Below are 19420 nucleotides of genomic sequence, written 5' to 3' on the forward strand. Positions count from 1 at the left end.
GTTGGCCAGATTCGCTTTCAAGGCCCACCGGTCCATTCTTGCGATTCTCCGTGCTGCTCATTGCTTCGGGAATTCTTTGATATGTGCCGCATCGAGGAAGGCCCCGCATGAACCGCACACGCACGAACGACCGCTACGCCCGCACCCGTAATGGCAGTGCCGACTCCGGAAAGGGCGGCAGCCGCTTCGGTTCGCCGACGCCGCGCCGGTCGGCCGGACCGAGCCGCTCCGGCGGTTACGGCCGCCGGCCCGCCGCCGTCCAGGGGGAGTTCGCGCTGCCCAGGACGATCACTCCCGCGCTTCCCGCCGTGGAGGGCTTCGCCGATCTCGACATGCCCCGTGAGCTGCTGGCGGCACTGGGCGGGCAGGGGGTGACCGTGCCGTTCCCGATCCAGGCCGCGACCCTGCCGAACTCCCTCGCCGGCCGTGACGTCCTCGGCCGGGGCCGTACCGGTTCCGGAAAGACCCTCGCCTTCGGGCTGGCCCTGCTGGCCCGTACGGCTGGACAGCGGGCCGAGCCCCGGCAGCCGCTGGGACTGATCCTCGTCCCGACACGTGAGCTGGCGCAGCAGGTCACCGACGCGCTCACCCCCTACGCCCGCTCCGTGAAACTGCGGCTGGCCACCGTCGTGGGCGGAATGTCGATCGGCAGGCAGGTGAGCGCGCTGCGCGGTGGCGCCGAGGTCGTCGTTGCCACGCCGGGGCGCCTCAAGGATCTCATCGACCGCGGCGACTGCCGGCTGGACCAGGTGTGCATCACCGTCCTCGACGAGGCCGACCAGATGGCCGACATGGGCTTCATGCCGCAGGTCACCGCCCTTCTCGACCAGGTCCGCCCCGAGGGCCAGCGCATGCTGTTCTCCGCGACCCTGGACCGCAACGTCGACCTGCTCGTACGCCGCTACCTGACCGATCCCGTCGTGCACTCCGTCGACCCCTCAGCGGGCGCCGTCACGACGATGGAGCACCATGTACTGCACGTCCACGGTGCCGACAAGCACGCAGCCACCACCGAGATCGCCGCCCGGGACGGCCGCGTGATCATGTTCCTGGACACCAAGCACGCCGTCGACAGGCTGACGCAGGACCTGCTCAACAGCGGGGTACGGGCCGCCGCGCTGCACGGCGGCAAGTCGCAGCCGCAGCGCACCCGCACCCTGGCGCAGTTCAAGGCCGGACACGTCACCGTGCTGGTGGCGACCAACGTCGCGGCGCGCGGCATCCACGTCGACAACCTCGACCTCGTCGTCAACGTCGATCCGCCGACCGACCACAAGGACTACCTCCACCGTGGCGGGCGCACGGCCCGCGCCGGTGAGTCCGGCAGCGTCGTCACGCTCGTCACGCCGAGCCAGCGCCGCGGCATGGTCCGCCTCATGTCGGACGCCGGGATCCGGCCGCAGACCACGCAGGTCCGCTCGGGCGACGAGGCCCTCAGCCGGATCACCGGAGCCCAGGCTCCGACCGGCATCCCGGTCGTCATCGCCGCCCCGGTGGCGGAGCGCCCCAAGAAGCGCGGTGCCACCTCTCGCGGCCGACGCCGCCCCGCCTCGGCGACCCGGCGTGCCCCCGCACTCCAGTCCACGGCCGGTGCGGCCGCCTAGAACCGTCCTGATCAGGAACCCCGCCCGTCTGCGCAGGAGGCACCCTTTGACGCTGGGACAGTTGCAGGATCGCTCCGTAAGCGCTCGCCCATTGCACGGCACGGTGGTCGACGTCATGGACGCGGCCGGCCCGCAGGTCTGGTACGACATGACCGTCGAGGTGGCGCTGTCCGTGATGGCCGCCGCACGTGCGCAGCACCTGGTCGTTTGCGACGAGGATGCCCGGTGCGTGGGCCTGGTCACCCAGGCCCGGCTCACCGCCGTCCGGGACAGCTCCCGATACACCGACCGGCTCCGCCTGGGTGACATCACCGACGGCAGCGAGCCCTTCGTCTCACCGTTGGCCACGAGGGAAGAAGCCGAGGACGCGGTGCCTTTCGGGCGGCTCGGGCCGGTGCCCGTGGTCGACGACCACGGCAGCGCCCTGGGCGTCCTCGCTCTCTCCCGCTGAACCGCTGCTGCACGGCGGCCGGCCCCGTTTCCTCTTCTGCCTGTGAGGCATCATGCGCTGTGTCATTGCCCGCTTCCCGTTCGACCTGACCAAGAGCGGCGTGCTGGAGTCGATGAAGGGCGTCAAGCCCGAACCGGTCACTGGCGAGTCCGTGATCATCGGACGGCGTCGCTACCCCGCCAAGCAGGTCGGCCAGGTCATCACCCGCCAGGACCGCCGCGACTTCAGCACCGGCGAAGTCCTGCGGGCCATGGCCCATCTCGGCTTCACCTGCCGCACCGTGCCCGAGACCGCCGCCGCGAGCATCGAAGGTCCGTTGCAGCGGGCTTCCGCGATGCTCGGCGCCCCCCTGTCCGTCTGACCGACGCGACAGGTGCGCGCTGACACCAGAACAGCAGTGAGGGGCCCGACCGACGCGCCGGTGGGGCCCTCACTGCATGCCGCACGCTCCGGTCGGTGCGCGAGTGGGGCGACGGCCCCGTGACGCAGGGGCGGTCCCTGCTGCCGGGGTCAGTGGACGGCGAGGGAGATGGCTATGTAGTGCACGGTGAAGGCTGCCACGGTCAGAGCGTGGAAAACCTCGTGGAAGCCGAACCAGCGGGGCAAGGGGTTGGGGCGCTGGACGGCGTAGACCACCGCTCCCGCGCTGTAGAGGAGACCTCCGGTCACGATCAGGGTGACTACGGCCGCTCCGCCGGTGTGCAGGAAGTCGGGCAGGTAACGCACCGGTGCCCACCCCAGGGCCAGGTAGCAAGGGGTGTACAGCCAGCGGGGAGCACTGACCCACAGGACCCGGAAGGCGATGCCGGCCAGTGCCCCGGTCCATACGATCCACAGAAGCAGGGCCTGCCGGTCAGCGGGGAGGAGCACGGCCAGAGGCGTGCAGGTTCCCGCGATGATCAGAAAGATGTTGGCGTGGTCGAGACGCCGCAGAACGGCCTTGCCCAGCGGTGACCAGGTGCCAAGGTGGTAGACGGCGCTCGTTCCGAACAGCAGCCAGGCAGTCACGGCGTACACGGCGCAGGCCCAGGTCGCCGGCGTCCGGGCCAGGCAGATCAGGACGATGCCGGCACTCAATGAGGTCGGGACCATCGCGGTGTGGAGCCAGCCACGCAGCCTCGGCTTGACCGGCTCGACCAGGTCCGCCGCCCACCCGGCCAGGTCGGCCAGGTCGGCCACAGGATGAGAGTTCTCTTCGGCATCGCCACGGTGTGCTCCGCCGGGGAGACCGGCTACAGCCCCCTCCACAACTCCCCGGGCCGTCCTGGTCCTATGGGCATCATCGAAAACCATCCGATCATGCTAGAAACATGCCCGAAACAGCCCTGCGGAAGGTCAAGCTCCCACCGCCGGACCGGGATCGCCAGGCGGGGTGAGTGCTGCCATTGAGAAAGCGGCGGCGCCTGCGACCTGCCACCGCTGGGTCAGTGAGAGCCGCGGCAAGTCGGGCTGGCCGATGAGGTCTCCTCGGCCGCCTTCGGCGAGCCTCTCCTGGACAGCCAGCAGGCGCACCATGCTGCGGAACGCGGCGCGGCGTCTCTCACCCCGAGTGGCCTCGACCTCGTCGCAGAGACCGCCACCGCGCCTCCTCCCCAGGCAATCGACGCGATGGCGCCATGCACCGGTGCGGGCTCCGCACGGCTGGTTCCGGTTCATGGCCGACGGCTCAGCAAATGCGTGAGAGGACAGTACGGCTGACCTGCCTTCATGCAGGTCAGCCTTCCGGCATCTCGGCCCACACCCGGGCGGCCATTGCCTCGGCCTCGTCCTGCGGTGTCCCCGCCCGCACCAAGATGATCCCGCGAGACTGGTCCGGGAACGTGACCTCCCGCATTGCCGTACCCAACGGGCCCGTCGGATCGTCCGACATGACGCCTCCCTTCGGCGGCTGCCGCCCACGCTAAAGGGCTGCCGCCCAGAAGACGAGGACCCTCGCCCAGACGGCGGACAGCCCTGGGTCGCAGACAGCGGTTCCGGCAAGGACGTCCCACTGGCCCCGGCAGCCTTCGGGACCCCTCATACCGAAGTGCACCCATGCGGGTGAGCCTGCTCAGGGTGCGGTGGGGCAGGCGCCTTCGATGGGATTCCTCGGAACAAGCGAACGCCTCGTGGAGCAGTGCCCAACGAGTATGTGGCCTGCATGCTGCCGGCCAGGCAAGAGCAGGGCGAAGCGAAGCGTTGACCACGCTTCTACGGCAGTGTGACGACAACATCCTGATCGTCGGCCGACGACGCGTCGTGGCACCCAACGACTTCGGTCATCGAACTGCTCCCGGAGACCCACCGGCTGATCGCGGCCAGCCCTCGGCCCGTGGCACCGGCCCTCGCCGGCCAGGTGCGCCGCCACGCCGCCGAACAGGGATACACCTTCGCCGGCCCGTCGCCATCGACCTGCGCCCCGCGCCCGACGACACGACCGTCCGGTTCCGCGTCCACAGCCGCATCGCTCCGGCAAGACGACGGGAGTCCTAGCCAGGACCGGGCCCAGCACATCGGTGCGGACAGCTGCCTCTTCGGTTACGGCAAGGGCTTCCCGCCTTGACAGCCGGGCCCTCATAGGACCATCTGGCAGATACGGCCTCAGGCGTCGGCCTTGTCCACCAGGCCGGCGGGGTGCGTCTGCAGTTCCTCGTTGATACGCCGCGCTTCTTCGAGCTGGTCTTCCAGGATGATGATGCGGCAGGCAGCCCCGACGGGGGTGCCCTGGTCGACGAGTTCGCGGGCGCGGGCTGCGATGCGCAACTGGTAGCGGGAGTAGCGGCGGTGGCCGCCCTCCGAGCGGAGCGGCGTGACTAGTCGGGCTTCCCCGATGGCCCGCAGGAAGGCGGGGGTCGTGCCGAGCATCTCGGCCGCCCGCCCCATGGTGTAGGCGGGGTAATCGTCGTCGTCGAGACGGCCGTACGAATCGTCTGCTGTCATCTGCACCTCTCCGCGGAACGCGTGGAGGGGCCCTGGCGCCATACGGCTCCAGGGCCCCGAAGGAACTCCTACACCATCTGCCGGCCCTGATACTGCGCCGGCCTTCTGTGTCCGCGGACCCGACCTGCCTGCTGACGGGGGCGCGGGGATCGCGGTTTCTTGACCGGAGACCACCTCACTATCGATGTCCTGCGGTACCCGGGCCCAAAACTCCGCCCGGGCGATCCTGATGGCGCTTCGTTCCTCCGTTCTTTCCTCTAGTACTGCTCTACTGCTGGTGATACGAACCTCTCAGTGACCTGTGACAGCGCCACTCTTCGGCAGCCAGCCCCGTTGCCCGTCCTGCGTCTGCTCTGGCCTGGAACCCCACTGCCGAACCTCCCGGTGCGCGCGTCCGCAGCCGACGCCTTCACCGAGGTACCGCTCACTGACTTCACTGCTGGGTACTGCCACTACGGTGGCGGCCCCTGATCACTGCGGGCCGCCCGGTCCGGTCGTCAGTCCCGTCGCCGTCCTGCAACATCCTGGCTTCGACACTCCACCACCGCACCGTCCTGCAACTGCTGGTACTGCTGCCCGGCGGTTCGTCTCTGCCGGGCCCTGCGGTCCTTCCGGGTTACAGGAGAAACGTAACCACACCACTGCCCAATGTCTACTCCAGTCGACACAGATTTTCGCGTGGTCGGCAGAGAGGTAATCACTCTCGAACAGTGATGGGCGCCGGGGTGAGCCGGGATGACGGGCCGCAGCGGGCGGCCCGGGCGGTGGTAGATGTGGGTGGCTTCGTCGCGGCGGTGGAAGGTTCCGTGGTGCACGAAGCTGAGTGCCACCGCGTCGATCTCGCCGCGTGCCGGGTGGGCGACTGCGACACGCAGCCCGCCGTAGGTGTCCGCGTGGATGGCGCGGGTGAAGTCGATCCGCAGCCGCAGCGGTGTGCCGGGGACGGGAGTGGCGCAGTGCGTGTTGCCCACGACGGCGTGGTCGTGGCAGGGGAGGCACGAAGAACTCGGGGGCCTGCAGAGACACGAGGGGTAGGTCTCCGGACGGGGTTGGGCTGGGGCCAGCGGCGTTGGCCGGGCAGGGCGGGTCGGCTTGTGGTGCTCCACCGCGGCACGCTGGCCGCGGGCAGCGTCGCTGGGCCGCGGGAGGCTGCGGCCCGCCGGACGTCGAGCGGGGTGGGCGGCGTCGGACTCGGCGGGAGGATCGGGGAGAGCTGGGCGTGGTCCCGGTCTGGAACGAGCCGAGCTCGTCGGGCAGTTCCCGCCAGGGCGAGTTGGTGCGGTACTTCCACGCGATGGCCTCAAGGATGCGGCGGTGGCCGGCCCACCGCCGCCCCCGGACCGGATCGGCCGGCATCAGCGGCTCGAGCCGGTCCCCCATCGCATCAGTGATCACTAATTGGACGGACACATCCGATCAACTGACCAACCCATCAAAGAGACAAGCTCTAGAAGGCTCATGAAGATCTTGGGGTTCTGGCCCCGCCGCGTGAGCGGCGGGGCCAGACTCGTTTCGTGGTGATGGGGGAATGGGCCGGGGAGACGGTCGGGCCGGATGTGTGGGAGACCTGCCGGGAGTTGATCCCGGCCGGGAGTGTGTTCGCGTTCCTGGCCGAGCACCGTGGTGCGCTGTTCCCGGCGGAGATGTTCGCGGACATGTACCCCTCGGCGAACGGGCGGCCGAGTATGCCGCCGCAGATCCTCGCCTCGGCGATCACACTGCAGGCCCTGCACGGGCTGTCGGACTTCGAGACGGTCCAGGAGCTGCGGTGTGACCTGCGGTGGAAGGCCGCTTGCGGGCTCGGTCTGCATGACATGGCGTTCGACCCCTCGCTGCTGGCCTACTTCCGGCGCCGCCTTTCCCGCTCCGCCCGGCCCGACCGCGTCTTCGAGGCGGTGCGGGAGGTGGTCAAGGCCACCGGGGTCCTCAAGGGCAAGCACCGGCGGGCTCTGGACTCCACCGTGCTGGACGACGCGGTCGCCACCCAGGACACCGTCACCCAGCTGATCGCCGCCGTCCGCGCGGTGATCCGCGAAGTCCCCGGCGCCGACCGGGTCGCGGCCGTGCAGTGCACCGCCCATGACTACACCGATCCCGGCAAACCCCGCATCGCCTGGAATGACGAACAGGCCCGCGCCGCTCTCGTCGACGCCCTCGTCGGCGACGCGCTCAGGCTGCTGGGCCACCTTCCCGAGCAGGAACTGGGCGAGAGGGCCGCGAACGCGGTCGGCCTGCTGGCCCTGGTCGCCGGGCAGGACGTGGAGCCGGCCGAGGACTCCGACGGCCGCGACGGCCGCTGGCGCATCACCCGCGGCACCGCCTACGACCGGACCGTCTCCACCGTCGATCCTCAGTCCCGGCACGTCCACAAGAGCCGCACCCGCCGGCAGGACGGATATAAAGCCCACCTCGCGATCGAGCCGGAGACGGGGTTATACACCGCCGTCGCCCTCACACCCGGGGCCGGGCCCGAGCACCACGAGGCCAAGGTGGGCCTGGACCTGCTCGCCGACGAGGACACTGCCCTCGATCTCTTCGGCGACACCGCCTACTCCACCAGCGACGTCCGCCACACCCTTCAGCAGCAAGGTCACCGGCTGTTCCTCAAACCGGCCCCGCTGCGGCCGGCCGTCCCCGGCGGCTTCACCCCCGACGACTTCGCTATCGACACCACCGCCGCCACCGTGACCTGCCCGGCCGGACACACCGTTCCCCTCTCCGAGTCCGGAGGACAGCACCAGCAGCGCAAGGCCGCTTTCAAGGACCTGTGCTCCGGATGTCCCCTGCGCGAGCGGTGCACCAAGGCCAAGGCCGGACGCATCCTGACCATCCGCCCGCACCACGACCTCCAGGCAGCCGCCCGCGACCAGGCCGCCACCGACCCCGACTGGCAAGCCCACTACAGGCGCTGGAGACCCCCGGTCGAACGCGCCGTCGCCTGGCTCGTCCAGCACGGTAACCGCCGCCTGCGCTATCGCGGCACCATCGCCAACAACACCTGGCTACACACCCGAGCAGCAGCCCTCAACCTCCGCCGACTGATCAACCTCGGACTCACCCGAACAGGCAGCACCTGGACGATCAACCCAGCAACCGCATAGACCAAGGGGCCGCCCGGCCTACGGCCGGACAGCCCCTCACCAAGATCTTCATGAGTCTTCTAGGCGTCCCCGTCCCCGTCCCCGTCCCCGTCCTCGGGCCCGGTCTCCTCGGCCAGCGCCGCGTCCAGGCGGGCCCTGGCGCCCTCCAGCCACCGCCGGCACACCTTCGCCAGCTCCTCGCCCCGCTCCCACAGGGCCAGGGACTCCTCCAGAGTCGTACCGCCGGCCTCCAGCCGCCGTACGACCTCGATCAGCTCGTCCCGCGCCTGCTCGTACCCGAGCGCCTCGGACACGGCCGCCGGCTGTTCCACCTCGCTGGTCATCCACTCACCCTATGCGTCGACTCGTACGGAGAAATCACCTTCGAAGACGCGGGCGCGCAGCGTCTCGCCCGGCTCCACCTCGCCCGGGCCGCGCACCGCCTGGCCGTCGGCCCGCTGCAGCACGGCGTACCCGCGCTCCAGGGTCGCGGCGGGGGAGAGGGCCACCACGCGCGCGTGCGTGTGCGTCAGCTCGGACTCGGCCCGGTCGAGCTGGTGCCGCAGCGAGCGGCGACCCCGCTCCAGCAGGGCCGTCACCTGCTCGGCCCGCTCGTCGATCATCCGGTGCGGGTCCTGTATCGACGGCCGGGCCAGCGCGTGGGCCAGCCCCCGCTCCTCGCGGTCGACGAACGCCGCGACGCACCGCCGCGCCCGGTCCCGCAGCTGCCGCACCCGCTCGTACTCCTCGCCCACGTCCGGCACGACCTTCTTCGCCGCGTCGGTCGGCGTGGAGGCGCGCAGGTCGGCGACGAGGTCCAGCAGGGGACTGTCCGGCTCGTGCCCGATCGCCGAGACGACCGGCGTACGGCAGGCGGCGACCGCCCGGACGAGCTGCTCGTCGGAGAACGGCAGCAGGTCCTCCACGCTGCCGCCGCCGCGCGCGACGACGATCACGTCCACGGCGTCCATCGCGTCGAGCTCCTTCACCGCCTGCACCACCTGCGGCACCGCGTGCACGCCCTGCACCGGGACGTTGCGCACCTCGAAGCGGACGGCGGGCCAGCGGTGCCGGGCATTCTCCAGCACGTCCCGCTCGGCCGCGGAGGCCCGCCCGCAGACCAGGCCGATCAGCTGCGGCAGGAAGGGCAGTGCCTTCTTCCGCTCCGCCGCGAACAGCCCCTCGCGCGCCAGGGACTTCTTCAGCTGCTCCAGCCGCGCGAGCAGCTCCCCGACCCCCACCGGCTTGATCTCGGCCGCCCGCAGCGAAAGCTGCCCGCGCGGCGCGTACCACTCCGGCTTGGCGTGCACGACCACGCGGGCACCCTCGCCGACCACGTCCGCCACCGCGTCGAACACCTGGCGGTAGCAGGTCACGCTCACGGAGATGTCGTACGACGGGTCGCGCAGGGTCAGGAACACGACCCCGGCGCCCGGCCGCCGCGACAGCTGCGTGATCTGCCCCTCGACCCACACCGCGCCGAGCCGGTCGATCCAGCCCCCGATCAGCCGTGACACCTCGCCGACGGGCAGGGGAGCTTCGGGGGACGTGTTCGCAGCCATGCGGTCGAGCGTAACGGCCACGTACGACAACGCTCCCCGCCCTGACACGCCGACCGTGCTCGCCCGACCGCCCCCGCGCCGGCGGCCTCACGCCCCCGCTGGGCCCCTCCGGCGGGACTGCGCCACCAGGACCACCAGTCCGACCGCCAGCCAGATCGCCCCGACCACCTGCGCGGTCCCCGAGGCCTCCACGATCACCGCGATCGTGATGGCCGCGCCGAGCACCGGCAGCAGCACATGGCGCCACCAGCTCACCCGGCCCCCGCGGCGCCGCACCGTGAACCAGCCCACCACGCTGGCGTGCAGCAGCGTGAACGCGGTCAGCGCGCCGACGTCGACCACCGACACCAGCTGGTCGAGGCCGTCGTCCCGCCGTGCCGCCCACACCGCCGCCACCATCGTGATCACGGCCGCGACCAGCAGTGCCACCCGCGGCACCCCGGCGTCCGTGCGCGCCAGCGCCCCCGGCAGCCGCCGGTCGCGGCCCATCGCGAACAGCAGCCGCCCGGCCGCCGCCTGCCCGGCCAGCGCGGCGAACGCCGCACCGATCGCCTTGCTCACCGCCACCAGGTCGTGCAGCCACGTCCCCACGGACGAGTCCACCGCGTCGTAGAACGCCGACCCCTGCCGCGCCGGATCCGCCGCCAGCTCCGCCGACGACACCGGCTCCAGCAGCGCCACCAGATACGTCTGCGCCACGAACAGCACACCCGCCAGCGCCAGGCAGAACAACAGCGCCCGCGCCACCTTCGCCGAACCCCCCGTGACCTCCTCCGCGAACGTCGCGATCGCGTCGAAGCCCAGGTACGACAGCACCGCCACGGACACCGCGCCGACCACCGCCGACAGCGCGAACGCGCCCTGCGTGCCGTCCCCGGACAGCGGCGACAACCAGTCCCGCTCGGCGCCGTCGCGCGCGAGGACCACGATCGCCGACGCCACGAACACCAGCAGCACCGCGATCTCCAGGGCGAGGACCAGGAAGCCCACCCGGGCCGCCGCCCGCACCCCCCACAGGTTCAGCGCCGTCGTCACGACCACCGCCAGCGCCGTCCACACCCACCGGGACACCTCCGGGACCAGCGCCTCCATGGCGATACCGGAGAACAGGTAGGCCACCGCCGGGATGAGGACGTAGTCCAGCATCGCCATCCACCCGGCGACGAAACCGGCCCTGTCGCCGAGCCCCACGCGCGCGTAGGCGAACACCGACCCCGCCTGGGGGACCACCCGCACCATCTGGGCGTAGCTGAAGGCGGTGAACGCCATCGCGACCGTGGCGACGACGTAGACGAGTGCCACCGCGCCGTGCGACTTGGCGTCCAGCGTGCCGAAGACGCCGACCGGTGCCATGGGCGCGATGAACAGCAGTCCGTAGACCACCAGGTCCCTGAAGCCCAGGGTGCGCCTCAGCTCGTGTTCCGCACCGGCCCCGGGGGCCGTGGTACCGGACTCGGACATCGTGCCTCCGCCAGCGCATCGGGGTGTGGCTCGGAACGTCCCCGTCAGTGTCCCCGGCGGGGCCGCGTCCACGCGATCCCTGACCCGCCGAACGCGGCCTTACGATGGGTCCCATGACCGCTTCGCCTGGCCGCCGTGTCCTGCTCGCCGCCCCCCGTGGTTACTGCGCGGGTGTGGACCGCGCCGTGATCGCCGTCGAGAAGGCCCTGGAGCAGTACGGGGCCCCCGTCTACGTCCGGCACGAGATCGTCCACAACAAGTACGTCGTGCAGACCCTCGAGAAGAAGGGCGCGATCTTCGTCGAGCGGACGGAGGAGGTCCCGCCGGGGAACATCGTCATGTTCTCCGCGCACGGCGTGGCCCCCGTCGTCCACGAGGAGGCCGAACGCGGCCGGCTCGCCACCATCGACGCCACCTGCCCGCTCGTCACCAAGGTGCACAAGGAAGCCGTCCGCTTCGCGAACGACGACTACGACATCCTCCTGATCGGCCACGAGGGCCACGAGGAGGTCATCGGCACCTCGGGCGAGGCCCCCGACCACATCCAGCTCGTCGACGGCCCCGAGGACGTGGCGAAGGTCGAGGTCCGCGACCCGTCGAAGGTGGTGTGGCTGTCGCAGACCACCCTCTCCGTCGACGAGACCATGGAGACCGTCGACGCGCTCAAGGACAAGTTCCCGCAACTCCTCTCGCCGCCGAGCGACGACATCTGCTACGCCACGCAGAACCGCCAGCTCGCGGTGAAGCAGATGGGCGCCGAGGCCGACCTGGTGATCGTCGTCGGCTCGCGCAACTCCTCCAACTCCAAGCGGCTGGTCGAGGTCGCCAAGCAGGCCGGCGCGCGGGACGCCTACCTGGTGGACTTCGCCGACGAGATCGACGAGGCCTGGCTGGAGGGCGTGACCACGGTCGGCGTCACCTCCGGCGCGTCCGTCCCCGACGTCCTGGTCGAGCAGGTCCTGGAGTGGCTGGCGCCGCGCGGCTTCGAGGACGTGGAGATCGTCAAGGCCGCCGAGGAGTCGATCACCTTCTCGCTGCCCAAGGAACTCCGCCGCGACCTGCGCGAGGAGGCCGCCGCACTGGTGGCCGGACGGGGCGGTTCCGGTACGGGGGTCTGACCGTTCCCGCACCGCCCGCGTGACGGTCGGTGGCCCGTCGTAACGTGGAGCCATGGAGATCTTCGGCGTGGACATCGGCGGATCCGGGATCAAGGGCGCCCCTGTGGACCTCGACAAGGGCGACCTGGCCCAGGAGCGCCACAAGGTGCTCACCCCGCACCCGGCGACCCCCGACGGGGTGGCCGACGGGGTGAAGCAGGTCGTCGACCACTTCGGCTGGACCGGCCCGGTCGGACTGACCTTCCCCGGCGTCGTCACCGGCGGCGCCACGGTCCGTACGGCGGCCAACGTCGACAAGAGCTGGGTCGACACGGACGCGCGTGCCCTCTTCAGCGAGCGGCTCGGCGGACTGGACGTCACGGTCGTCAACGACGCGGACGCGGCGGGCGTCGCCGAGATGCACTTCGGTGCCGGCCGCGGCCGGAAGGGGACGGTCGTCCTGCTCACCTTCGGCACGGGCATCGGCAGCGCCGTCTTCACCGACGGCGTCCTCGTGCCCAACAGCGAGCTGGGCCACCTCGAGCTGGACGGCCACGACGCGGAGAAGCGGGCCTCCAGCAAGGTCAAGGACGACCGCGATCTGTCGTGGGAGCAGTGGGCCGACCGGGTCCGGAAGTACCTCGCCCACGTCGAGATGCTGTTCTCGCCCGAGCTGTTCATCCTCGGCGGCGGGGTCAGCCGCAAGTCCCACAAGTTCCTGCACTACCTCGAGGGCATCCAGGCGGAGATCGTCCCGGCGCAGCTGCAGAACAACGCGGGCATCGTGGGAGCGGCGATGCGCGCGGCCGGCTGACCGGCAGGCACGGGGCGCGGCCCGGCCGCTCGCCGGTGTTCCGGTCCGGCCGCCATGGCGCGCCGGTCACCTCCCCGCCCTCGTGCCGAGGCCGTGCCCTGCGGTCCTCCCGCGGCCCCGGCCGTCCGTGCGCGGGGCCGCACGCCGCCCCGCGGCCCGGCCCGGCGCATGGTCCGGCTGTCGCACCGACCGAGGGTCACGGCGCCCCGGCCCGGAGCGTCACGCCGGCGGGCGGGTCCGCGCGGTGGCGGCGCGGCGGCGCACCAGTCTGATCCGCCGGACGAGCACGATGGACCCGGCGAGCAGCGTGCCGCCGTAGAGCCAGCCGGCCTCGGTGGCCAGCGCGGTCACGAGCCCCATCAGCCGCCCGCCGATCCCGTCCCCGCGCTCGGCGACCGTCACCAGGCCCGAGGCGAACGCGATCGGCAGCACGACGGGCGCGGTCAGCAGGTCGCCCCTGCGCACCCAGAACGCCGTCAGCACGCACACCGGCAGGAACAGCACGCCGTAGACGGTGGGGGACCCGCCGAGCAGCAGCCGGTCGAGGAACCCGAGCGCGACCATCACCGCCGCGCAGAACAGGCCGCTGCCCAGCCCGGTGAGCCGGGGGTTGGGCGTCGCGCGCACCCGCCGCAGGACCCGCAGCACGGGCGGCACCGGCGCCCCGGGCCGGGGCCCGGCCACCGCCGCCGGACGGCGCGGGCCACCTCCCCCGCCCGGACCGGCGGACCCGGCCGGCGGTCTCACCGCCCCGCCCCCGGCACCCCGCCCCTGCGGGGGCAACGGCGTCCGGCCTCGTCGCGGTCCGTACTGCGCAGGTCGCGTCCTGTGTTGCTCCACTGGACCAACTTAGGTCGGTTAATGTGCCGAATAGCCCGACAGACACGCCGTGGGGCGAGGCCCGGCCAGGCGTTCGACGCCCGGCGTGGCCATTACCGGACACCCCGTAGACTGGTGGATCGGCCCAGTCTGGCCTGCCCCGCCCTCCGCATCCTCACGTACGGGAAGTCGCAACGTGTCGCTCACGATCGGAATCGTCGGTCTGCCGAATGTCGGCAAGTCGACCCTGTTCAACGCCCTGACCAAGAACGACGTGCTCGCGGCCAACTACCCGTTCGCCACGATCGAGCCCAACGTCGGCGTCGTGGGCGTCCCCGACCCCCGCCTGGCGAAACTGGCCGAGATCTTCTCCTCCGAGAAGGTCCTCCCGGCGACGGTCGACTTCGTGGACATCGCGGGCATCGTGCGCGGCGCGAGCGAGGGCGAGGGCCTGGGCAACAAGTTCCTGGCCAACATTCGCGAGTCCGACGCGATCTGCCAGGTCATCCGTGCCTTCAAGGACGAGAACGTCGTCCACGTCGACGGCAAGGTCTCGCCGAAGGACGACATCGAGACGATCAACACCGAGCTGATCCTCGCCGACCTCCAGACCATCGAGAAGGTCCTGCCCCGCCTCCAGAAGGAGTCGCGGATCAAGAAGGACGTGGCGCCCAAGGTCAAGGCGGTCGAGGAGGCCAAGGAGATCCTGGAGAAGGGCGACACGCTCTTCGCCCACGGCATCGTCCAGGGCACCGAGCGCAACGAGCTCCTGCACGACCTGCACCTCCTCACCACCAAGCCCTTCCTCTACGTCTTCAACGTCGACGAGGACGAGCTCACCGACGAGGACTTCAAGAACGAGCAGCGCGCCCTGGTCGCCCCCGCGGAGGCGATCTTCCTCAACGCCAAGCTGGAGGCGGACCTCGCCGAGCTGGAGGAGGACGAGGCCCTGGAGCTCCTCCAGTCCGTCGGCCAGGACGAGCCCGGCCTCGCCACCCTCGCCCACGTCGGCTTCCGCACCCTCGGCCTGCAGACCTACCTGACGGCCGGCCCCAAGGAGTCCCGCGCCTGGACCATCAAGAAGGGCGCCACCGCCCCCGAGGCCGCCGGTGTCATCCACACCGACTTCCAGAAGGGCTTCATCAAGGCGGAGGTCATCTCCTTCGACGACCTGGTCGAGACGGGCTCGGTGCCGGAGGCCCGCGCCAAGGGCAAGGCGCGCATGGAGGGCAAGGACTACGTCATGCAGGACGGCGACGTGGTGGAGTTCCGCTTCAACGTGTAGCAGCCGCCATAGCTCGGTCTCGGTCGGGTTGGTAAGTCTGCGGGGCAGCGGAGCCGGTCCAGTTCTGGGCTGACCCCGTTAGCGCTCCCAGTGCTGCACAACGGCCGGCCGGCCCGCCGACCGGCCAGCCGTGGTCTGCACTGAATGTCGTGCTTGCCCTTACGGTGTTGTCCAGCAAGTGCACACCTTGGGCGACTCCGTTCACTCTCAGATCTTGATGACGGTGATCTCCGCGCTGCAGAGCATCAGGAGGTCCTCCGGGTCGGAGGTGAGGACGGTCGTGGGGCGGGGCGAGGCGAGTGCCGTGGCGGCGACGATTGCGTCCAGCGCGTACTTGTGGCCGTGCAGGCCGGTCTCGGCGAGCAGTTTGCTCGCCTGTCTGGCGATGGCCTCGCTGGGCGGGATGATGTTGACGCCTGAGACGGCGTAGTCGAACTGGGCCTGGTGGACCCGCGGATCCCGTGCTTCGACCAGGGTGACCGAGCTGGTCACGACCCGGATGTCCTCGGCGTCGGCTGCCGCGAGCCATTCGGTCAGCTCAGGGTGGCGGCGTACGAGCTTGGAGAGGCCCTCGCAGTCCAGGACGAGGGTGCCGCTCACGCGGCGTCCGCCGAGTTCGCCGCGTCGCCGCGCAGGATCGCGCGTTTGGCGTCGACCGCCTCCTGGTCCACTGGGCCGTGTTCGGCTTCCGCGGTGGCGATCAACTCACGCAAACGTTCCCGTTCCAGTTCACGCTGGATGAGGCCCTCGACGTATGCCGACATGCCGCGCCGGCCTGTGCGCTGCTTCAGGGCGGCGATGGTGCCCTCGTGCAGGGACACGGAAACCGGGCGGACGGGCCCTTCTCCAGGGGTGGGTGTCATGTCAGCCATGCCGACTACTTTAACAAACGAGTTGTTATTTCGTGCATCGGTTGCCGGTTTCACGACGGCGGAAATCGCTACTTCGTGGCCCCCTGGGCGAAGCCGTTGTAGATGTAGCGCTGGAGGAACAGGAAGATCACGAGGGTCGGCACGATGACGAGGACGGCCCCGGCGGAGATGTTCTCCCAGTGCGCCCCGAACGGCCCCTTGAAGCGGAACAGGGCCGTCGACATGGTCCCGAGTTCCTCGGAGGGCATGTAGAGGAAGGGGATGTAGAAGTCGTTGTACGTGGTGATGCCCTTGATGATGACCACGGTCGCGATGGCCGGCTTCAGCAGCGGGAAGATGATCCTCCGGTAGATGGTGAAGGAGTTGGCGCCGTCGAGCCGCGCGGCCTCGTCGAGTGACCGGGGGATGCCGCGGATGAACTGCAGGAAGATGTAGATGGCCACGATGTCGGTGCCCATGTACAGCAGGATCGGTGCCCAGCGGGTGTTGAACAGCCCGAAGCTGTTGACGACCTGGAAGGTGGCGACCTGCGTCGTCACGGCCGGCACCAGCGTGGCGATCAGGAACAGGGCCATGACGAGCTTCTTGAAGCGGAAGTCGAAGCGGTCGATGGCGTATGCGGTCATCGAGCCGATGATCACGGTTCCGGTGATGGAGAACAGCAGGATGAAGGCCGTGTTGCCGAAGGCCGTCAGCAGATGGCCGTCGGTGAAGGCTGTGGCGTAGTTGGAGAAGTTGAGCCAGTCGTCCGGGAGCGCCAGGGCGCCCTGGCCGTCGGAGATCTCCCCGTAGGACTTCAGCGAGGTCAGGAAGATTACGGCGAGCGGCAGCAGCACCACGACGGAGGCGACGACCAGCGACAGGTACGTCAGGGCGGTACCGGCGCGCGGGCGACGGCGTGCTCGTTCCCGCGGGCGGGCGGGGGCGGAGAGGGTCATACGAGATCCACCTTCTCGTCGGGCACGAGGCGGCGCTGGAGCCAGGTGATCACCAGGATGATCGCCAGCAGCACCACGGCACAGGCCGAGGCCAGGCCGGTCTTGTTGAACTGGAAGGCGAACTTCACCGTCTGGATGACGAACGTCGAGGTCTCCGTCGCGCCGCCGGTCATGATGTACGGGATCTCGAACACGGACAGGGAGCCGGAGATCGCCAGGATTACGCTCAGGCTCAGCACCGGCCGGATGCTCGGCGCGATGATGTGCCGGAACTGCTGCCGGCGGCTCGCGCCGTCCAGTTGTGCGGCCTCGTAGAGCTCGCCGGGGATCGACTGGATCGCGCCGAGGAACAGAACGAAGTTCAGGCCGGTGAAGCGCCACACGGACACGCCGGCCATGGACGTGTTGGCCGATTCCGGAGAGCCCAGCCAGGCGTGGTCGGTGCCGGCGCCGAACCAGGACAGGACCGAGTCGAGCGTTCCGCCGTCCTGGAAGAAGTACAGGAAGACGAAGCCGATCGCGACACCGTTGATCAGGTACGGGAAGAACAGGATGCCCTTGAACAGGTTCCTGAAGCGCAGGTCGAAGCTGAGGACGGTGGCGAAGTACAGGGCGACGGCGATCTGCGCGGCGGACGCCGCGAGGTAGTAGAAGCTCACCGCGAACACCCGCAGCAGCTCGGGCCGGGTGAAGATCTCGGTGTAGTTCTCCGTGCCGACGTAGGTGCGGTCGGGGCTGACTCCGTCCCAGTCGGTGAAGCTGTAATAGATCATGTTGCCCACCGGCACGTAGGTGAACGTGATCAGCAAGGCGAGCGGGGCCAGCAGGAACAGCCACGGAGTGATCCTGCTCAGCGGCCGGTCACGCCACGAGGTGCCGGTCCGCGCGCGGTGCCGGAAGCGCTGCCTGCCGATCGGGCCCGGCTCGGCCGCCGGGGTGGGTGGTGAAGCCGTGGAAGCGGTTCGGGTCATGGGGAGCCAGGGCCTTTCGTCGTCCGCCAAAGGCACCGGGCGCCGGGTCCCGCTCGCCGGGGTCGGGGCGGAAACCCGGCGGGTGCTGGGTTCGGGCGGGAGCCGGTTCAGGAGCCGACGGTCTGCCTGGCCTCGGACCAGCGCTTGTTCAGGTCGTCGAAGTAGTCCTCGAGCGAACCGTCCGTGGCGCCGCGGGCGATGTCGATGAGCTTCTTGCGGTAGTCGGGCTTGTTCAGCCCGATCTCGGCGGCGTTGTCGACGGCGTTGACGTCGGCCGTCCTGGCCTCGGAACGCTCGATCAGCCTGACATCGTTGTCAACATAGTCCTTGAGTGTCGACGGCATCCCCTCGGACTTCAGGGCGGAGACGGCGCCCTCCTCGGCCGCGTAGCCGGACTTCTCGGTGAACCAGTCGATCCACGCCCGGGCGGCTTCCTTGTGGCCGGAGTGGATGTTGACGGCCTGCTGGTAGTCGGAGACCAGGGTGGCGCAGAACGTGCCGTCCTTCTGGGAGGGGACCGGCATGAAGCCGATGTCGTCGGGGTTCCGCCCCGCCGCCTCGGCCGCGTCCCGCATCTGCTCGACCGCCCAGGACCCGAGCATCATGCTGCCGACCTTGCCCTTGGCCAGGAGGGTCTTGGAGCTCTCCCAGTTGGTGGTGGCCGGGTCCTTCTCCGACAGCTTCTCGTGGACGATGTCGTGGAGCAGGGTGTCGAGGGTGTTGAGGTCGTTGCCCTCGGCCCAGGGCTCGTCCGTCGCGGCGAGTTTGTCGGAGGCCCGGGTGTCGCAGCTGATGGAGCCGACACCGTTGGTCCAGGGGCTCTCGAGCGGCCAGCCGTCCTTGAAGTTGGTGTAGTACGGGGTCGCTCCGGTCCTGTCCTTGACGGTCTTGAGATCGTCGAGGAACCGCTGGGGCGTCGTCGGCCAGCCGGTGATCCCGGCCTGCTTCCACAGCGCCTTGTTGTAGACGAGTCCGTTGGCGGTCCCGAAGGTGGCGATGCCGTACGTCTTTCCGGCGACGTCCGTCTTGTCGGTGAAGCGGTAGGTGGGCTTCATCGACGAGGTGTCGCCGAGCGGCGCGAAGAACTTGGGGTAGTCGCCCTTGGCGACCGCCGACGGAATCAGCAGGACGTCGCCGTAGTCCTCCGTGTTCATGCGGATCCTCACCTCCCCCTCGTAGTCGGTGAGGCCCTCGAACCTGACCTTCACCCCGGGGTAGGTCCTGTTGAACTCGGCGGCGTACTTCTTCATCGTCCCGTCCTCGACCAGGTCGGTGCGATTGGTCAGCACGGTGATGTCCCCCGAGACGCCGTCCGGGTTCACCGGCGCGGCGGCGGTCTCGCCGGCGTTCGGGCTCCCTCCTCCACTGCACCCCGCGACGGTCAGCGTCGCGGTGGCGAGCAAAGCGACGCTCAGCGCTCTCTTCCCCATGCGCCCAGCTCCTTTCCAAGGATCACGGCTCGGGCTCCGGTGGTGGCTGACGGCGACTATGTCAGTCGGCAGTGAACCGGTAAAGCTAGCCGATCGCCCGTGATGCTCAATCGTTAC

19 protein-coding genes and 2 pseudogenes are annotated in these 19420 nt (G+C 70.0%); 7 read left to right on the forward strand and 14 right to left on the reverse strand.

The annotated features are described in order from the left end of the window. Positions 1-107 precede the first annotated feature (107 nt). The 3 genes from AC0VYN_RS04915 to AC0VYN_RS04925 are packed head-to-tail and all read left to right on the forward strand — an operon-like array spanning position 108 to position 2416. Positions 108-1604 (forward strand): DEAD/DEAH box helicase, encoded by a 1497-nt coding sequence (locus AC0VYN_RS04915; RefSeq protein ID WP_475534937.1) that lies wholly within the window; start codon positions 108-110, stop codon positions 1602-1604. Positions 1605-1650: 46 nt separating this feature from the next. Then, entirely contained in the window at positions 1651-2055 is a 405-nt protein-coding gene (locus AC0VYN_RS04920; RefSeq protein ID WP_475534938.1) for a CBS domain-containing protein, read from the forward strand. Between the two features lie 52 nt (positions 2056-2107). Further along, positions 2108-2416, forward strand: coding sequence for an SCO5918 family protein (locus AC0VYN_RS04925; protein WP_475534939.1), 309 nt, complete (start codon positions 2108-2110; stop codon positions 2414-2416). A 149-nt stretch (positions 2417-2565) separates the two neighbouring features. Here AC0VYN_RS04925 and trhA read toward each other — a convergent pair whose 3' ends face one another. From trhA to AC0VYN_RS04950, 5 genes and pseudogenes are all read right to left on the reverse strand, one after another. Then, positions 2566-3348 carry a PAQR family membrane homeostasis protein TrhA gene (gene trhA, locus AC0VYN_RS04930; protein ID WP_475534940.1) on the reverse strand — a complete coding sequence of 261 codons (783 nt, stop codon included), beginning with the start codon at positions 3346-3348 and terminating at the stop codon, positions 2566-2568. Between the two features lie 421 nt (positions 3349-3769). Beyond that, positions 3770-3925, reverse strand: coding sequence for a hypothetical protein (locus tag AC0VYN_RS04935; RefSeq protein ID WP_171987478.1), 156 nt, complete (start codon positions 3923-3925; stop codon positions 3770-3772). Between the two features lie 710 nt (positions 3926-4635). Beyond that, on the reverse strand, positions 4636-4974 hold the full coding sequence (locus AC0VYN_RS04940) for a MerR family transcriptional regulator (RefSeq protein ID WP_475534941.1): 339 nt from the start codon (positions 4972-4974) through the stop codon (positions 4636-4638). Positions 4975-5723: 749 nt separating this feature from the next. Beyond that, a pseudogene (locus AC0VYN_RS04945) lies at positions 5724-6000 on the reverse strand (hypothetical protein); the annotation flags it as partial. A gap of 201 nt (positions 6001-6201) precedes the next feature. After that, positions 6202-6384: pseudogene (locus tag AC0VYN_RS04950) on the reverse strand (transposase); the annotation flags it as partial. A 110-nt stretch (positions 6385-6494) separates the two neighbouring features. On the opposite strand from AC0VYN_RS04950, the gene AC0VYN_RS04955 reads away from it, so the two are divergent. Continuing rightward, entirely contained in the window at positions 6495-8075 is a 1581-nt protein-coding gene (locus tag AC0VYN_RS04955) for an IS1182 family transposase (protein ID WP_475536814.1), read from the forward strand. A 59-nt stretch (positions 8076-8134) separates the two neighbouring features. Here AC0VYN_RS04955 and AC0VYN_RS04960 read toward each other — a convergent pair whose 3' ends face one another. From AC0VYN_RS04960 to AC0VYN_RS04970, 3 genes are all read right to left on the reverse strand, one after another. Further along, on the reverse strand, positions 8135-8398 hold the full coding sequence (locus AC0VYN_RS04960; protein ID WP_475534942.1) for an exodeoxyribonuclease VII small subunit: 264 nt from the start codon (positions 8396-8398) through the stop codon (positions 8135-8137). A 9-nt stretch (positions 8399-8407) separates the two neighbouring features. Continuing rightward, positions 8408-9616: an exodeoxyribonuclease VII large subunit gene (xseA, locus tag AC0VYN_RS04965; RefSeq protein ID WP_385469325.1), complete on the reverse strand. Its 1209-nt coding sequence runs from the start codon at positions 9614-9616 to the stop codon at positions 8408-8410. Between the two features lie 87 nt (positions 9617-9703). Continuing rightward, positions 9704-11077, reverse strand: a complete 1374-nt coding sequence (locus AC0VYN_RS04970) for an APC family permease (protein WP_475534943.1) — start codon at positions 11075-11077, stop codon at positions 9704-9706. 104 nt (positions 11078-11181) lie between these two features. Here AC0VYN_RS04970 and AC0VYN_RS04975 point away from each other — a divergent pair, with 104 nt between their 5' ends. Both AC0VYN_RS04975 and ppgK read left to right on the forward strand, forming a co-directional pair. Then, positions 11182-12195, forward strand: a complete 1014-nt coding sequence (locus AC0VYN_RS04975) for a 4-hydroxy-3-methylbut-2-enyl diphosphate reductase (RefSeq protein WP_475534944.1) — start codon at positions 11182-11184, stop codon at positions 12193-12195. Between the two features lie 52 nt (positions 12196-12247). Then, positions 12248-12988 (forward strand): polyphosphate--glucose phosphotransferase, encoded by a 741-nt coding sequence (gene ppgK / locus AC0VYN_RS04980; RefSeq protein WP_475534945.1) that lies wholly within the window; start codon positions 12248-12250, stop codon positions 12986-12988. Positions 12989-13207: 219 nt separating this feature from the next. On the opposite strand, the gene AC0VYN_RS04985 is transcribed toward ppgK, so the two are convergent. Then, positions 13208-13828, reverse strand: coding sequence for a DUF6542 domain-containing protein (locus AC0VYN_RS04985; protein WP_475534946.1), 621 nt, complete (start codon positions 13826-13828; stop codon positions 13208-13210). A 175-nt stretch (positions 13829-14003) separates the two neighbouring features. On the opposite strand from AC0VYN_RS04985, the gene ychF reads away from it, so the two are divergent. Beyond that, on the forward strand, positions 14004-15092 hold the full coding sequence (ychF, locus tag AC0VYN_RS04990; protein WP_385471284.1) for a redox-regulated ATPase YchF: 1089 nt from the start codon (positions 14004-14006) through the stop codon (positions 15090-15092). A gap of 207 nt (positions 15093-15299) precedes the next feature. Here the strand turns inward: ychF and AC0VYN_RS04995 are convergent, their stop codons facing one another. From AC0VYN_RS04995 to AC0VYN_RS05015, 5 genes are all read right to left on the reverse strand, one after another. Then, a complete protein-coding gene (locus AC0VYN_RS04995; protein WP_475534947.1) occupies positions 15300-15692 on the reverse strand; it encodes a type II toxin-antitoxin system VapC family toxin in 393 nt (130 codons plus the stop codon). After that, positions 15689-15964 carry a hypothetical protein gene (locus tag AC0VYN_RS05000; RefSeq protein WP_475534948.1) on the reverse strand — a complete coding sequence of 92 codons (276 nt, stop codon included), beginning with the start codon at positions 15962-15964 and terminating at the stop codon, positions 15689-15691. The genes AC0VYN_RS04995 and AC0VYN_RS05000 overlap by 4 nt, the downstream gene beginning before the upstream one ends. A gap of 68 nt (positions 15965-16032) precedes the next feature. Beyond that, positions 16033-16902: a carbohydrate ABC transporter permease gene (locus AC0VYN_RS05005; protein ID WP_475534949.1), complete on the reverse strand. Its 870-nt coding sequence runs from the start codon at positions 16900-16902 to the stop codon at positions 16033-16035. After that, the gene (locus AC0VYN_RS05010; RefSeq protein WP_475534950.1) at positions 16899-17873 is read right to left on the reverse strand and encodes a carbohydrate ABC transporter permease; all 975 of its coding nucleotides are present in this window, start codon (positions 17871-17873) and stop codon (positions 16899-16901) included. The genes AC0VYN_RS05005 and AC0VYN_RS05010 overlap by 4 nt, the downstream gene beginning before the upstream one ends. A 107-nt stretch (positions 17874-17980) precedes the next feature. Continuing rightward, the gene (locus tag AC0VYN_RS05015) at positions 17981-19303 is read right to left on the reverse strand and encodes an ABC transporter substrate-binding protein (protein WP_475534951.1); all 1323 of its coding nucleotides are present in this window, start codon (positions 19301-19303) and stop codon (positions 17981-17983) included. Positions 19304-19420: the final 117 nt, after the last annotated feature.

This window comes from Streptomyces sp. 63XJN7_1_ISO-PGPR-S23-121 (assembly GCF_056173025.1).

Excerpts from the sequence above, each read along its gene's own strand:
- AC0VYN_RS04935 (WP_171987478.1), bottom strand. The coding sequence starts at position 3,925 with ATGTCGGACGATCCGACGGGCCCGTTGGGTACGGCAATGCGGGAGGTC.
- xseA (WP_385469325.1), bottom strand. The coding sequence starts at position 9,616 with ATGGCTGCGAACACGTCCCCCGAAGCTCCCCTGCCCGTCGGCGAGGTG.
- AC0VYN_RS04955 (WP_475536814.1), top strand. The coding sequence starts at position 6,495 with ATGGGGGAATGGGCCGGGGAGACGGTCGGGCCGGATGTGTGGGAGACC.
- ppgK (WP_475534945.1), top strand. The coding sequence starts at position 12,248 with ATGGAGATCTTCGGCGTGGACATCGGCGGATCCGGGATCAAGGGCGCC.
- AC0VYN_RS04970 (WP_475534943.1), bottom strand. The coding sequence starts at position 11,077 with ATGTCCGAGTCCGGTACCACGGCCCCCGGGGCCGGTGCGGAACACGAG.
- AC0VYN_RS05015 (WP_475534951.1), bottom strand. The coding sequence starts at position 19,303 with ATGGGGAAGAGAGCGCTGAGCGTCGCTTTGCTCGCCACCGCGACGCTG.
- AC0VYN_RS05000 (WP_475534948.1), bottom strand. The coding sequence starts at position 15,964 with ATGGCTGACATGACACCCACCCCTGGAGAAGGGCCCGTCCGCCCGGTT.
- AC0VYN_RS04975 (WP_475534944.1), top strand. The coding sequence starts at position 11,182 with ATGGGTCCCATGACCGCTTCGCCTGGCCGCCGTGTCCTGCTCGCCGCC.
- AC0VYN_RS05005 (WP_475534949.1), bottom strand. The coding sequence starts at position 16,902 with ATGACCCTCTCCGCCCCCGCCCGCCCGCGGGAACGAGCACGCCGTCGC.
- AC0VYN_RS04960 (WP_475534942.1), bottom strand. The coding sequence starts at position 8,398 with ATGACCAGCGAGGTGGAACAGCCGGCGGCCGTGTCCGAGGCGCTCGGG.
- AC0VYN_RS05010 (WP_475534950.1), bottom strand. The coding sequence starts at position 17,873 with ATGACCCGAACCGCTTCCACGGCTTCACCACCCACCCCGGCGGCCGAG.
- AC0VYN_RS04915 (WP_475534937.1), top strand. The coding sequence starts at position 108 with ATGAACCGCACACGCACGAACGACCGCTACGCCCGCACCCGTAATGGC.
- AC0VYN_RS04940 (WP_475534941.1), bottom strand. The coding sequence starts at position 4,974 with ATGACAGCAGACGATTCGTACGGCCGTCTCGACGACGACGATTACCCC.
- AC0VYN_RS04925 (WP_475534939.1), top strand. The coding sequence starts at position 2,108 with ATGCGCTGTGTCATTGCCCGCTTCCCGTTCGACCTGACCAAGAGCGGC.
- trhA (WP_475534940.1), bottom strand. The coding sequence starts at position 3,348 with ATGGTTTTCGATGATGCCCATAGGACCAGGACGGCCCGGGGAGTTGTG.